Genomic DNA, 14,100 nt, shown 5'->3' with positions numbered 1-14,100 from the left:
TATAATAAATAAAAATAGACTGTCTTAAATTTTTAAGACAGTCTATTTTTATTTATCACAACAAGCTATTCCTATTATTCCAGGACCTGAATGTGCACATATGCAAGTACTTACATTGACACTTATAATTTCATCTATTTTAAAATCTTCTTTTAATTTCTCTACAAAAGAATTAAATTCTTTATTATTATCTCCAAACCCAAGTATAATTCTCTTTTTAGTTAAATCTTCTCCAAAATTTTCTTTAATTAATGATAATATTTTACTTACAACTTGTTTTTTACCTCTTACTTGATTTATAGGTTTAACAAGTCCTTCTTCTATAGAAAGTACTGGTTTTATATTCAACATGTTTCCGATAGTTGCTTTAGCAAGAGATATTCTTCCACCTTTTTGTAAGTACTCTAGTGTATCTACTGTAAATAATACTTTTACACTTTCTTTTAAATTCTCTAAATGATTTAATATATCTTTTATATCTGCTTTTCTTTCTAACATTTCAGCTGCTGATAATAAAAGACAACCACTACCTATAGATAGATTTTGAGTATCTACCATATATATATTACCATCTAAATCATTTTTAGCCATCATAGCACTTTGAAAAGTTCCTGATGCAACAGAAGAACCTCCTATATATAATATATCATTTCCTTTATTTAAATATCTTTTAAATGCATCTCTAAATTGTATATATGTACATTGAGATGTCTTTGGCATATCTTCACTATTTCTTAACATTTTGTAAAATTCTTGTTTACTTAAATCTATACCATCTATATATTCCTTACCATCAAATATAACTGTTAATGGTACTACATGTATATCATATTTATCTATTAGCTCCTTAGGTATATCTGATAGACTATCACATATTAGCTTTATATTATTCATTCAATCCTCCGCATTGATTTTTAAAATATTTTTATTATTAATTATTATCACCTGATACTAATACTATATCATATTTTTTATTTACTTTCTATATTTTTATTGATTATAAAAATAAAAAAAGTTATTTTTAATAATAATTTATTATTAAAAATAACTTTTTACATACTTATTTATTTTTCATTTTCTCTTCTATTTTTTTCTTATCTAAGTAGCTAACAGCATTAAGTGCTGCTATTTGTCCTTGACCTGCTGATTTCAAATACTGATATGGCTTACCAGCACAATCACCACATGCAAAACATCCTGGTATATTAGTTTCCATATTTATATTAACTTTTATATGAACACCTTCTGTTTCAATTCCCGGAACTAAAGCTTTTGGTGATGCACTATCCTTCATAACAAAAACACCATCAACATCTAACTCTTGATTTCTTAATTGTAGTTTATTAACTAATTTATCACCTTTTATTTCAAGTGGGAAATCTTTTATAACTTCTATGTTTTCATTTAAGTTAAGTTCATTTTTGTGCATAGGTATAAAATAAGTTTTAGATGCTATTTCACTTAAAAAGTTTGCATCTTCTTCTGCTTCATGATTATAACCTATTACTGCAACTTTCTTATCTCTGTATAAAGGAGCATCACAAGTTGCACAATATCCGACACCTTTACCTAAAAACTCTTCTTCTCCTTTTATAGGCTTACCATACTCAACTCCTGTAGCTATTATAACTGCACTAGATTCAAACATCTCATCCCCTGCCATTAAACTAAAGTAATCGCCCATTGAATATACATTATTTATTTTAGCTTTAGTTATTTCTATTTTCATTTCATCTAAATGAGTTTTAAATTTATCTCTTAAATCTTTTCCGCTTATATCATAAAAACCTAAATAATTATCTATTGATGGTGCTTTGACTAATTTTGCACTTAAATCATCATTTCCAAATAATATTATTTTTTTATTTCTTATAGTAGCATTTATAGCAGCTGATATACCCGCTGGTCCACTACCGATTATAGCTATATCATATCTCATATTTTTTCACCTTCTTTATTTATTTATAAATCAAAATATATGTAGTTTAGGGTGCTAATAATTTAGCACCCTAAATGAAATTTCTTATAAATGAGCTTCTACTTTAGCTTTTAAGCTATCTTTTGGCATAAATCCTACTAAAGTATCTACAACTTTACCGTCTTTAAATATCATCATAGTTGGAACTGTTGATATTCCGAATTTTTGAGCTAATTCTAAACTTTCATCTATATCAACTTTAACGAATTTAGCATCATTTAATTCTTCTGAAACACTTTCAAATACTGGAGCTAGCATTTTACAAGGTCCACACCAAGTTGCAAAAAAGTCTACAACTACTACTCCTTTATTTTCTTCTACTGCTCCTCTGAAACTTCCTGTATTTACTATTTTAGCCATAGTATTACCCTCCTAATATATATTAATTATATTTGCATTCTTTATTATATGCTATAAAGTATCTTACTATATTTTTGTAAGCTTTATACCATTTATTGCTATGTTTTAATTATACCCAAGCGATATGCTTCAAATCAATTATTTTTTATCTTTTTAGGTAAAGCTATATCAAATGTTGTACCTTTATTTATTTTAGAATATACCTTTATATTTCCTTTTAAACTATTTACAATCATTTTAGCTATGCTAAGCCCAATTCCAGATCCATCGATATCCTTATCTCTGACATTTTCACTTCTAAAAAATCTATCAAATATTAAATTTACTTCATAATCCTTTATTCCTATACCACTATCCTTTATAGATATAATAAAATTATTATCTCTATCACTTACACTTATATTAATATAATCTCCTTCATTTGTATATTTAAATGCATTATCTATAAATATCAATATAAGCTGTCTTAATTTAGCTTTATCAGTAATTATAATACTATTACTTTCATAAAAATCATAACTAAATTCTTTATCATACATATCAGCTATTTCTATATAATCATTGCTTATGTCCTTTATAAGATCATTTATATCAAACTCTTCTATTTGTAAATTTGTAATACTTTCTTCTTTAGTTAAATGTAATAAATCATTTACCATCTTTTTTAATCTTCTATTTTCTTTCATAGCATCTGCTATAGTTTCTACTTCATCACTTATAGAATTTTGAGGATGCTTTAAAATACTTTCTAACTTGGAAGAAATTATAGTTATAGGAGTTCTAAGTTCATGTGATGCATCTTGAATAAACTTAACTTGATTGTTCCAAGTTCTCTCAATAGGTACTAATGCTTTTTTTGTAAGGTATAAAGCAATGAAATACGTAATGATTATTGCAAAAATTACTCCTACAAAAAAAACAGCTAGTAATCTATTTAGTAATACCATTTCTGAATCTATATTCCTTATTATCTGTATAGTATACCCTGCCACATTAAATTTAAGTTCTCTAAATGTATATCCATCTTCTTTATAAGTACTAAATCCTAAGTCTTTACTATTATTATATGGTATAAAATCTTTAAAATATCCATTAGGAGTAAAATATTTTACTTGATTGTCTTTATATATATATACTATATTCTTAGGATCGAGTAATTTAGGAGCTACATATAAATGATTTCTCTCTAACTGTATTCCAATATACTCTAATTCTTCTTTTAAATAACTATCTACATTTTTATAGGTTTGAGCTTTGAAATATCCATATATACAAAGTGAAAATATTATTAAAAAACTACCAACAACTGCTATATTTATTTTAATTAAATTTTTCTTCGTTTTTATTAAAATATCATTGTTTATCATCAAACATATACCCCACTCTTCTTTTGGTAACTATGTACTTTTGATAATCGTATTTACTTAATTTTTTTCTTATATTACTTATATATACTTCAACTATATCTATTGTAGAATCACTATCCATTCCCCAAATTCTATCAAATATTTGTTCTTTTAATAATATAGTTCCTTTATTTAAAATCAGATATTCTAATAAATTAAATTGCTTATTAGGAAGGTCTAATTCTTGTCCATTTATAGTTGCACTTTTTTTATTTAAATCAAGCTTTAAATCTTTAAATTCTAATATATTTTTATTATCTATCTTTCCTTTCGTTCTTAGCATAGCATATATTCTAGCTACTAACTCTTCCATATAAAATGGTTTAGTTAAATAATCATTAGCCCCTATCATAAATGCCTTTACTTTATCATCTAAGCTTTCTTTAGCTGTAAGTATTAAAACTAATATATCTTCATTATTTTTTCTTACATTTTCTAATACCTCTATTCCATTCATACCTGGAATCATTAAATCTAGTACAACAAGATCATATATATTTTGATTTATAAGATAATAAGCCTCTTCTCCATTACTTGTACTTTCAACTTGAAAGTGATTTTCTAACTCTTTTGTTATACTTTTAAGCAAACTTATATTATCTTCTACTACAAGGATTTTCATAAATACTCCTCCTTTATACTTATATATACTATTTTAGTATAAAATATAAATATTTACCAATATAAAACCTTGCTATATGTATATAAAAATAGACTATCTAAAACTTTAGATAGTCTATTTTTATACTTAATTATTCTATTATATATTTTTTAAGATTTTCATTTGAAAATTTTATTATTTCTTTATGTATAAGATTTAATTCATGAAGCTCTCCATTTTTAAGATTATATACTTTATTAGTTACTTCTTCTATTAAATTGAAAAACTCTTCACACTCGTCTTCATTTAAATAATCTATCTTATTACTTATGTTTAAAGGTAAATTTAAATCATCATTTTCGACTCCATAAAGTTCTTCATTTTTAATATCTTCAATCATTGCCATAACTATAGATATTATATCACTTATATAAAATATATTACTTGTCATTTACTAAATTACTCCTTTAATTATAATAATATCAAATCTTTGCAGTTTGTTACTTTATACCAACTACAATTTCCACATATATCTTTTATTATATCTTCATTTATATTATTATATATTAAATTTATAATTTCTTCATATTCATATATTCCAGTTTTTATATTAAAATAGTCCATCACCTTTTTATCCATTTGAATTACACTTTCATTAGTATTACATATTTTACTTTTAATATTGTTAGGACATTTTGAACATAATTTATCTAAATCAACTACAACCTCTATCTTTTGATTTTTGTTTTCTTTTAAAATATTTATCGTATTTATCATATTTTCTGTAAAATCTTTACTATATCCTCTTCCTATAAAAGCTTTCATACATAAAAAGTGATGTGGTCTTATTTTTAACATGAGTATACCTCTTTTTTTATTCTACTTTTAACACTTATGCCTATAGTAGTAGCTAAACATATCTTTATTATGTCTGCAATTAAAAATGGTGCTACACAAACCGTAAATCCTTGTACAATTCCAACACCTGCTACAAATGAATACCATAAAGTTCCTATTGAATAATTTATAACTAATGCTAAAATCATAGAAATAATTATACAATAAACTTTATCGCTTCTTTCACTTACATAACCTATAACTAATGCCATTATTGGAAATGAAATTATAAAGCCTCCAGTATACCCAAAAACCATACCCATTCCTCCACTCATACCAGCAAATACAGGCATTCCTATAGCTCCTAGTGTAACGTATATTAATTGTGATATAAGACCTTTCTTAGCTCCTAATATTATACCGCTTATAGTTACTGCAAAAACTTGCATTGTAAGTGGAACTGTTGAAAATGGAAGTGGTATAGAAATTTGAGCTAAAATAGCAGTTATACTTGCAAATATTGCACAAATTATTAAACCTCTAGTACTTAGTTTCATTGAATCCCCCTTTAGTTAACCTTTTTTATTTTTTTAGTTTACATTTTAATTGTAACGATGTATACTCACATATGTCAACCTTTTCATTTGTAAAGTTAACTAAAAAAGCTATTTCAAATAAACTCTAAATAATCATCATTACTTAAGTTTAATTTAAAATAGCTTTATAAATTTCTATTTAACAAATAATTGTAAAAGTACTCCTGCTGCTACTGCTGAACCTATAACTCCAGCAACGTTTGGTCCCATAGCATGCATAAGTAAGAAATTTGAAGGATTTTCTTCTTGTCCTACCTTTTGAACCACTCTAGCTGCCATAGGAACTGCAGAAACCCCTGCTGCACCTATCATTGGGTTAACCTTGCCTTTAGTAACCTTATACATTAATTTACCAAATAGTACGCCTGCTGCTGTTCCTACTGAAAATGCAACAAGTCCCATAGCTGTTACTCCTAATGTTTGAGGCGTTAAGAAAGTTTTTGCATTAGCTGTAGCTCCAACTGTTAAACCAAGTATTATAGTTATAATATACAATAATGGTCCTGTAGCAGTTTCAACTAATTTTGGAACTACTCCACTTTCTTTTATTAAGTTCCCAAACATAAGCATTCCTATAAGTGGTGCTGCAGTTGGTAATAACCCTATAACTAAAATCATTATAACTATAGGAAATACTATTTTCTCAGTTTTAGATACTGGTCTTAATTGTTCCATTTTAACCATACGCTCTTCTTTAGTAGTTAAAGCTCTTATTATCGGTGGCTGTATAACTGGAACTAATGCCATATATGAATAAGCTGCTAATGCTATTGTTCCTAGCAAATGTGGTGCTAATTTTCCTGTTAAAAATATTGCTGTCGGTCCATCTGCTCCACCTATTATTCCTATAGATGCTGCCTCTGGTCCTGTAAATTGTAAAAGTATAGCCCCTATAAATGCAAAAAATACTCCAAATTGAGCTGCTGCTCCTAATAAAAGAGTCTTAGGATTTGCAATTATTGGTCCAAAATCTGTACTCGCCCCTATACATAAAAATATTAGTGGTGGATATATTCCTAGTTTAGTTCCTTGATATAAGTAATATAATAACCCTCCGCTTTCAGAGTCTGTAGCTGCTTTCATTAAATCAACACCTGGCATATTAGCAAGTAACATACCTATAGATATTGGTATTAAAAGATATGGTTCATATCCTTTAGCTATAGCTAAATATAAAAATACACAAGCTATTAAAATCATTATTATTTGTCTATAATCTACCATTGCAAATCCCGTATTTGCAAAGAAAGTCTGTAACATTTCTAACACATCAACGCCCCCTATTTATTATACGATTATCCTATTTGTACTAAGCTATCTCCAAGGTTTACATTTTGACCTTTTTCTACATCAACAGAAACAACTGTTCCATCTATCGGAGCTACTATTTCATTTTCCATCTTCATAGCTTCAAGTATAGCTACTACTTGACCTTTCTTAACTGAATCCCCATTTTTAACCATTATATTTACTATAGTTCCTGGCATTGGTGCATCTATTGATTCTCCTGAACCAGTAGATACTACCTCTTTTTTAGGTTGTTGTGCTACATTTTGAACTGTAGGCTTTGGATTTTCTCCCTTTTGAACTTCTTCTATTTCAACTTCGTAAACTTTTCCATTTAATTTTATATGATATGTCTTAGCGCTCATTTTTATCTCTCCCTCAAATATTTTATTATCTATTTATATAAATAATTTATTTTATTCTAGTTATTTTCTTTACATGAAGATTAGGATTTATTTTTCCCTCTCCTGCCATTATAGATGCTGCAAGTGCAACTACTATTTTATCTTCTTCATCATCGTCGTAAGTACTATTTTGACTCACTGGTAAATCTCTTTTTACTAATTCTTCTTTAACTTTTGGTTTTGTTTTAAATATATATTTAAATGAAGATAGTACAAAAGATATTAATATCAAAGTCAAAAATACTATAGTCATACTAGATATAGTTATATTAATGGCTTCCATTATACTTATTTCATTACCAAACATTAATTATCACCCATTTTCTACATAGTTACTGTTATATAGTGAATTTTATTTTCTTCACTTAATACTTCTTCTTTTTTTGGATTGTACTTATTTTCTAAAAAATTTGGTGCTACTTGTGGGAATAATGCATATGTTAATGCATCTTCATCACATTTAACTAATTCTCCCGCTTCTAGTTTTATCTTTTCAAATTCTGGTTCTAAAAGATCTGCAGGTCTTATAGTTATAACTTCTTCTTCCCCTATTATCTTTTTCTTTATTTCTTCATCAATAGGTGCTGGTGCTTTTCCATATTGTCCTTTTACATAATCTTTAATTTCTTTTGGTACTAATTTATATCTTTCTCCAGTTAATACATTAAATAATGCTTGAGTTCCTACCATTTGACTCATAGGTGTAACTAATGGTGGATATCCAAGATCTGCTCTCACTCTTGGAACTTCTCTTAAAACATCTTCATATTTTTCTGTTGCATTTTGTTGTTTTAATTGAGATAGTAAGTTTGATAACATACCACCTGGAACCTTGTAGTTTAAAGTTTGAGGTTCTGTCAACAATACCTTAGGATTTAAGGTACCGTTTTCCATATACTTATCTCTTATAGGTTTAAAATACTCTGCAACTTCTAATAAAGCTTCCATATTTAAATTTGGATTTCTATCCATTTCGCTAAATGTTACTGCTAAAGACTCAGTTGGAGGCTGAGATGTCCCTCCTGAAAATGGAGATATTGCAGTATCTATTATATCAACTCCAGCTTCTACGGCCTTCATATATATCATATCAGCTATACCACTTGTACAGTGCGTATGTAGTTCTATAGGTAAATTAGTTATTTCTTTCATTTTTTTTACTAAATCATAAGCATTATATGGTGTTAAAACTCCTGCCATATCTTTTATGCATATAGAATCAGCCCCCATAGATTCCATAGTTTTTAATAGTTTTAAATAATACTCTGTAGTATGAACATCACTTGTTGTATATGATATTGCACATTGGCAATGTCCACCATATTTTTTTATAGCTTTCATAGATACTTCTATATTTCTTACATCATTTAAAGCATCAAATACTCTTATTATGTCGATACCGTTTTCCAGTGAAAGTTTAATAAACTTATCAACCAAGTCATCAGCATAGTTTCTATATCCTAAAAGATTTTGTCCCCTCAAAAGCATTTGCAATTTAGTATTTTTAACTCTTTTTCTTATTTCTCTTAATCTTTCCCATGGATCTTCGTTTAAAAAACGTATGCATGCATCAAATGTCGCTCCACCCCAAACTTCCATAGAGTGATATCCTACCTTATCCATAGTTTCTAATATAGGTAGTATTTCTTCTGTAGTTAACCTTGTAGCAATTAAAGACTGATGCCCATCTCTTAATGCTGTTTCAGTTATTTTTAACTGACTCACTATATCCTCACACTCCTAAATAAAAATATATACCCAATATAAATTTTACCTCGCTTATATTATATACTGCTTTATTTAATTTCTAAAGCATTTTTAGTATTTTTTTATATTTTTTTAGCATATTTTTTTTTAAGGTTATTTTTTGTTAAGTATTTGACGTATGTTTTTTATTTATATATAGTGACAGACTATTTTTAATAGTAAAATTTTTTACTTTTTCTGTATTTCAGTATTATTTAAATTAAATTTTTCCTGTTTCATTAAAATTTTTAGTTCCATAAAAATATAGGGTACTCATTTGAATACCCTATATTTTTGAAAAAATTAAATATTTAATTTTAATTTACTAATCCAACTTCTTTAAATGGAAATAGCCTAACACTGACTTCTCCTATAATATCACTTTTATTTACTAGTCCAACTTCTTTATCTCTACTATCTTTACTTAATAATCTATTATCTCCCATAGCAAAATAACAGTCATTCGGTATAACAATATCTACATCACCTGAAGTATAGTCATCATTTATATAACTTTCATTAATTAATTTATCATTTATATAGACTTTTCCATCTTCTATAATCAAATGTTCATTTGGTAAACCTATAATTCTTTTAATTAAACTTTTTTTACCGCCTTTATTATCTTTTAATTCAGTTTTAAAAACTACTATATCTCCTCTATTTGGCATATCTTTTTTATAAGCAAACTTATTTATTATTAGATAGTCTTCTGTGTTTAATGTAGGATACATGGACTCTCCACTAACTACAGTTGGTACAACAAAATAAGTTACTATAAGTCCCATACATATAGCTAATGTTATAACTTTTATCCATTCAATAGTTTTATTTATAATTTTATCTTTCAATATAATCACCCCATATATTTATTTATGTATTTAGCTTTCTATTTCTATAAATATATGTCCTTTGATATTTTCTGTCTTTCGTACTCTATATTCTTGCATAAAAAAACCCTAGCTAACATTTTGTTACCTAGGGTTACATATATACTTATTTTATTAGATTATAGGATTTAGCATTCTATCTTTTAATACTTCTTTCGCTTTCTCATAATATTTCATGTATTTTTCTTTCGGATAATCTCTAAAATTAGAAAGTTCTCCTTTAACTCCATATCTTCTAAATGGTATTAATTTAAATTTAGTATAATTATTTAAGTTTTTTATATAATTAAGTTCTTTAAAAAATATATTTTCATTATCATTTATATTTTCTAATAAAACTGTTCTTATTTCATAAAGTTTATTAGACTTAGAACATTTACTGATATTATTTAAAACTAAGTTATTTTCTACACCTGTCACTTTCATGTGTATGTTATTATCGAAAGCTTTCAAGTCAAACATAAATCCATCTACGCAATCTATAAGATGGTTAATATCATTTTCATTTATATATCCATTAGTATCTACAAATACATTAAGGTTAGTTTTTTTATGCACTATATTAGTAAATTCTATTATAAAATCACTATACAAAGTACATTCTCCTCCAGAGAAGGTTATTCCGTCTATAAAGTTTTTATATTTATTTATATAATCAAAAAGCTCATTTGGTGTATAATAAGTAATTTTAGGTGATGCATAATTTTTACATATCCCTATACACTCATCACAATTTATGCAAATCTTTTTATCATAAATAATTTGATCATTAAACTTAATAGCTCCTACCTTACACACTTCTAAGCATTTTTTACAAGAAATACATATATTTTGAGTCTCTGGGTTATGGCAATATATACATTTCATATTACAACCTTGTAAAAATACACTTATTCTACATCCTGGACCATCTATAAAACTCATGTTAATAATTTTATTTACAGGAGCTTTCATTAAATATTTCTAACCTTTCTTTCCTCTATTCCATTTTTCATAGTTAATGCTCCTAATAAAACAGAATCTTCTCTTAAGTTTTCACCTTCATTAAATTTCTTTATATCACTCTTTTTTACTAGATATCCAGTTATTCTAACAAACTCTGAAGAATCACTATTTATAGATAAAACTCTTATACCACTTTCAAGAGCACCTTTTACAACTCTTAACATTCCATCTATATTATTTTTAGCTGTTTCATCAAATAAATATATATCACTACATCCTGTATCAAAATACTTATGAAGTCTTGCTGATAAATTTATATGATCAAATATATTAGGTTCACATCCATATTTTATTCTTACAGCTGGTGTTGTATCCGTATCCGATTCTAATCCCCCTTGTGCATGTACTCCATGCTTACCATTAGTTCCTCCACAATATATAGCTTCTTCATTTTTTACTAATTCAGCAAATTTCTTACATATTTCTTCAGCTACATCATTAGCTTTTTCATCATGTCCCATTTGTTTTCCTGTAAATATTTCAACACATTCAAATGTTCCATATATGGCTGGCATTGATGTAAATTTATTTAAATCTATTAACCCCTCTTTTGCTAAAAATGAACTTTCAAAGAATTTTACATCTTCTACTAAATATTTTATTCTTGCATTAGTAAGCTCACATAATGCTTTCACTGCTTTTGGAAGTTTATTATTCATAAAGTCTTCATAATTTTCACTTTCCATCGCTAAAGCTTTTAAATTAAGTCTTGTTAAAGTATGTGCTCCTCCACCTATTCTTAGTGAATTATAACAACTAACAACTCCATAGTCTTCCCCTAAATCATTAGTCATTAAACTGTGATTTACAAAATACGGTTTTATATTTTCAAGAGCTGATTCTATCCCATATTTTATAAGATCATCTGGAGTTTCTTCACTACATTTTAAAGTAACATTAGGTATAGTTTTTCTAAGTTCTCTCTCTATTTGTATTACCAATCTACCAACTCTAGTATCTTTTGGTCCTATATTCATATGGACAAAAGCATCTGGTAAATTTCTATCTATATTTATAAGCAACATCTTTATTAAGTTATATGCTTCCTTTTCACTAACAGTGTCCATAAAAGGTTCAAGTACATCATCTATTTGCCCAACATATACTGGATATCCTGTTATAGAAGGAACATATCTATAAAGTATCATTAATGCATTAACTGCTTCATATAAATCCTTTGGTGGCTCTATATCTAAATATTCACTACCTTGATTTATAAATTTAACATAATCCGGTAATATGTATCTTGGTCTATAAGGTCTTGTTCCTTCGTTCATATCACATAATATTTTTCTATCTAAATACGATTTAGTTTCATCACTTATTTTTAAAGGAGATAAAGAGTCTTCTGCTAATCTTGCCAAATTTGCTCTCTTCTCATGATATTGCAAATCCATAGAATGTAATATTTGTTCTATACTATTCATTGTTTAGTCCCCCATTTTTATATTTATTATACTAATTTTATCACACTATTAAACTTTTGTTAATACTAATAAACATTTATTTAATATATTTTAAAATATCGTTTACCTAATAATTTAAATACATTTTAAACTCCTATATACAGTCCAATAGTTAAAAACATAATACATACTATTATCATAATCCCAAATAAAGGTGCTAAAAATCTTACCCACTTAGACCATGGTATTTTCGCAAAAGCCAATGCACCCATTAATACTCCAGATGTTGGAGTTATTAAATTAATAAGCCCTGTACCAAACTGATAAGCAGTTATTATTAATTGACTAGAAACTCCTACTAAATCAGAAAGTGGTGCTAACACAGGTATAGTAAGTGATGCGAGTCCTGAAGATGATGGTATTAAAAATGATAATAATGACTCAAGTAAAAAAGATAAATTTATAAATATAAACTTTGGCAACTTACTTAAAGCATCAGCAGAGTAATTTAATAATGTATCTATTATATGTCCATTTTGTGCGACTATAACAATTCCACGAGCTAATGCTATGGCAAGTGCTGCAGATACTAAATCAGAAGCTCCTGTTAAAAATGAATCTACTATCTCATCTTGCTTAAGCCCTCCAAATATCCCAGAAAAAACACCTATCATACAAAATATCATAGCTATTTCAGGTATATACCAGTCCATATTTAAAACTCCATAAACCATCATACTCATTCCACTAATAAATATCACTAAAACAATAACTTCTTTAATTGTAAATGGCTTTATAGTTGAATCATCCATTATAAAATCTTTTTTGTTATTTGCATCTAACTCATATACTAGTGATTTTTTAGGATCTTTTTTAATTTTATTAGCATATACCATTAAAAATGTTATAGATATAGTCATAAGTACTATAAATATAATTGCTCTATATAATATACCTGCTCCTGGCACTATATCAGCTAATGCCTGAGCTATTCCTACTGAAAATGGATTTATAGTGGATGCTATAACTCCAGTTCCTGAACCTAAAAATACTGTACTTATTGCAGTTAATGAATCATACCCTAAATTTGTCATAAGTGGTATAAATATCATATAAAAAGGAAGGGTTTCTTCATTCATACCAAATGTAGAACCTCCTAATCCAAATAGTATCATAGATACAGGTATTATCAAAACCTGCAATCCTTTAAGCTTTCTTACTATGTGGTTTATACCAGATTCTATAGCTCCAGTTTTATTGACTATCCCAAAAGCGCCTCCGACTAGTAATACAAATCCAACAACTTCTGCTGCATCTACAAAACCATTAATAGGTGCCATAAATACATCTTGTATACCTTGAGGGTTAGAATCTACTTGATGGTATGTTCCAGGCTTTACTACCATTCTTCCATCTACATCGATCCTTTTAAATTCTCCACTTGGAATAATATATGTTAGGATTGCTATTATTACTATAAGTAAAAATATAATAGTAAATGTGTGTGGTATGGTAATTTTCTTTTTAAATTTACGCATAATATTATCTCCTATTTGAAAATATTTAATTTTATGTAGAATTATA

Annotated in this window: 16 protein-coding genes; all 16 read right to left on the bottom strand. The window is 27.1% G+C overall.

The window, feature by feature from the left end:
• Positions 1 to 48: 48 nt before the first annotated feature.
• The 16 genes from H8891_RS12770 to H8891_RS12695 all read right to left on the bottom strand — a co-directional run bounded on the left by H8891_RS12770 (position 49) and on the right by H8891_RS12695 (position 14,054).
• The gene (locus tag H8891_RS12770; RefSeq protein ID WP_187006717.1) at positions 49 to 894 is read right to left on the bottom strand and encodes a DegV family protein; all 846 of its coding nucleotides are present in this window, start codon (positions 892 to 894) and stop codon (positions 49 to 51) included.
• 166 nt (positions 895 to 1,060) lie between these two features.
• Positions 1,061 to 1,939, bottom strand: a complete 879-nt coding sequence (locus H8891_RS12765; RefSeq protein ID WP_187006716.1) for an NAD(P)/FAD-dependent oxidoreductase — start codon at positions 1,937 to 1,939, stop codon at positions 1,061 to 1,063.
• Between the two features lie 84 nt (positions 1,940 to 2,023).
• Entirely contained in the window at positions 2,024 to 2,338 is a 315-nt protein-coding gene (gene trxA, locus H8891_RS12760) for a thioredoxin (protein WP_147543432.1), read from the bottom strand.
• Positions 2,339 to 2,472: 134 nt separating this feature from the next.
• Positions 2,473 to 3,705 (bottom strand): sensor histidine kinase, encoded by a 1,233-nt coding sequence (locus H8891_RS12755; RefSeq protein ID WP_187006715.1) that lies wholly within the window; start codon positions 3,703 to 3,705, stop codon positions 2,473 to 2,475.
• A complete protein-coding gene (locus tag H8891_RS12750; protein ID WP_147543430.1) occupies positions 3,692 to 4,366 on the bottom strand; it encodes a response regulator transcription factor in 675 nt (224 codons plus the stop codon). Before H8891_RS12750 ends, H8891_RS12755 begins: the two co-directional genes overlap by 14 nt.
• A 130-nt stretch (positions 4,367 to 4,496) precedes the next feature.
• Positions 4,497 to 4,796 carry a hypothetical protein gene (locus H8891_RS12745; RefSeq protein ID WP_187006714.1) on the bottom strand — a complete coding sequence of 100 codons (300 nt, stop codon included), beginning with the start codon at positions 4,794 to 4,796 and terminating at the stop codon, positions 4,497 to 4,499.
• Positions 4,797 to 4,816: 20 nt separating this feature from the next.
• Complete coding sequence (locus H8891_RS12740; RefSeq protein ID WP_187006713.1) at positions 4,817 to 5,203, bottom strand: DUF1284 domain-containing protein; 387 nt, start codon at positions 5,201 to 5,203, stop codon at positions 4,817 to 4,819.
• Positions 5,197 to 5,739: a biotin transporter BioY gene (locus tag H8891_RS12735; RefSeq protein ID WP_187006712.1), complete on the bottom strand. Its 543-nt coding sequence runs from the start codon at positions 5,737 to 5,739 to the stop codon at positions 5,197 to 5,199. Before H8891_RS12735 ends, H8891_RS12740 begins: the two co-directional genes overlap by 7 nt.
• A gap of 174 nt (positions 5,740 to 5,913) precedes the next feature.
• Positions 5,914 to 7,038, bottom strand: coding sequence for a sodium ion-translocating decarboxylase subunit beta (locus H8891_RS12730; RefSeq protein ID WP_147545943.1), 1,125 nt, complete (start codon positions 7,036 to 7,038; stop codon positions 5,914 to 5,916).
• Between the two features lie 35 nt (positions 7,039 to 7,073).
• Positions 7,074 to 7,430: a DUF2118 domain-containing protein gene (locus H8891_RS12725; protein WP_187006711.1), complete on the bottom strand. Its 357-nt coding sequence runs from the start codon at positions 7,428 to 7,430 to the stop codon at positions 7,074 to 7,076.
• Positions 7,431 to 7,476: 46 nt separating this feature from the next.
• Positions 7,477 to 7,776: an OadG family protein gene (locus tag H8891_RS12720; RefSeq protein ID WP_147543425.1), complete on the bottom strand. Its 300-nt coding sequence runs from the start codon at positions 7,774 to 7,776 to the stop codon at positions 7,477 to 7,479.
• Positions 7,777 to 7,793: 17 nt separating this feature from the next.
• On the bottom strand, positions 7,794 to 9,194 hold the full coding sequence (locus H8891_RS12715; protein ID WP_187006710.1) for an oxaloacetate decarboxylase subunit alpha: 1,401 nt from the start codon (positions 9,192 to 9,194) through the stop codon (positions 7,794 to 7,796).
• 338 nt (positions 9,195 to 9,532) lie between these two features.
• Positions 9,533 to 10,075 carry a signal peptidase I gene (lepB, locus tag H8891_RS12710; protein ID WP_408637171.1) on the bottom strand — a complete coding sequence of 181 codons (543 nt, stop codon included), beginning with the start codon at positions 10,073 to 10,075 and terminating at the stop codon, positions 9,533 to 9,535.
• 144 nt (positions 10,076 to 10,219) lie between these two features.
• Positions 10,220 to 11,059 carry a YjjW family glycine radical enzyme activase gene (locus tag H8891_RS12705; RefSeq protein ID WP_187006709.1) on the bottom strand — a complete coding sequence of 280 codons (840 nt, stop codon included), beginning with the start codon at positions 11,057 to 11,059 and terminating at the stop codon, positions 10,220 to 10,222.
• Entirely contained in the window at positions 11,059 to 12,537 is a 1,479-nt protein-coding gene (locus H8891_RS12700) for a YjjI family glycine radical enzyme (protein WP_187006708.1), read from the bottom strand. Before H8891_RS12700 ends, H8891_RS12705 begins: the two co-directional genes overlap by 1 nt.
• A 125-nt stretch (positions 12,538 to 12,662) precedes the next feature.
• Complete coding sequence (locus H8891_RS12695) at positions 12,663 to 14,054, bottom strand: YfcC family protein (protein ID WP_187006707.1); 1,392 nt, start codon at positions 14,052 to 14,054, stop codon at positions 12,663 to 12,665.
• Between the last annotated feature and the right edge of the window lie 46 nt (positions 14,055 to 14,100).

The sequence above is a fragment of the Paeniclostridium hominis genome (assembly GCF_014306135.1).
In the GTDB taxonomy this organism is placed as follows: Bacteria; Bacillota; Clostridia; order Peptostreptococcales; family Peptostreptococcaceae; genus Paraclostridium; species Paraclostridium hominis.
This window is presented reverse-complemented; position numbering and strand designations above follow the sequence as displayed.

Bases quoted from the DNA above. Each gene is read 5' to 3' on its own strand.
- H8891_RS12770 (WP_187006717.1), bottom strand. From the start codon at position 894: ATGAATAATATAAAGCTAATATGTGATAGTCTATCAGATATACCTAAG.
- H8891_RS12765 (WP_187006716.1), bottom strand. From the start codon at position 1,939: ATGAGATATGATATAGCTATAATCGGTAGTGGACCAGCGGGTATATCA.
- trxA (WP_147543432.1), bottom strand. From the start codon at position 2,338: ATGGCTAAAATAGTAAATACAGGAAGTTTCAGAGGAGCAGTAGAAGAA.
- H8891_RS12755 (WP_187006715.1), bottom strand. From the start codon at position 3,705: ATGATAAACAATGATATTTTAATAAAAACGAAGAAAAATTTAATTAAA.
- H8891_RS12750 (WP_147543430.1), bottom strand. From the start codon at position 4,366: ATGAAAATCCTTGTAGTAGAAGATAATATAAGTTTGCTTAAAAGTATA.
- H8891_RS12745 (WP_187006714.1), bottom strand. From the start codon at position 4,796: ATGACAAGTAATATATTTTATATAAGTGATATAATATCTATAGTTATG.
- H8891_RS12740 (WP_187006713.1), bottom strand. From the start codon at position 5,203: ATGTTAAAAATAAGACCACATCACTTTTTATGTATGAAAGCTTTTATA.
- H8891_RS12735 (WP_187006712.1), bottom strand. From the start codon at position 5,739: ATGAAACTAAGTACTAGAGGTTTAATAATTTGTGCAATATTTGCAAGT.
- H8891_RS12730 (WP_147545943.1), bottom strand. From the start codon at position 7,038: ATGTTACAGACTTTCTTTGCAAATACGGGATTTGCAATGGTAGATTAT.
- H8891_RS12725 (WP_187006711.1), bottom strand. From the start codon at position 7,430: ATGAGCGCTAAGACATATCATATAAAATTAAATGGAAAAGTTTACGAA.
- H8891_RS12720 (WP_147543425.1), bottom strand. From the start codon at position 7,776: ATGTTTGGTAATGAAATAAGTATAATGGAAGCCATTAATATAACTATA.
- H8891_RS12705 (WP_187006709.1), bottom strand. From the start codon at position 11,059: ATGAAAGCTCCTGTAAATAAAATTATTAACATGAGTTTTATAGATGGT.
- H8891_RS12700 (WP_187006708.1), bottom strand. From the start codon at position 12,537: ATGAATAGTATAGAACAAATATTACATTCTATGGATTTGCAATATCAT.
- H8891_RS12695 (WP_187006707.1), bottom strand. From the start codon at position 14,054: ATGCGTAAATTTAAAAAGAAAATTACCATACCACACACATTTACTATT.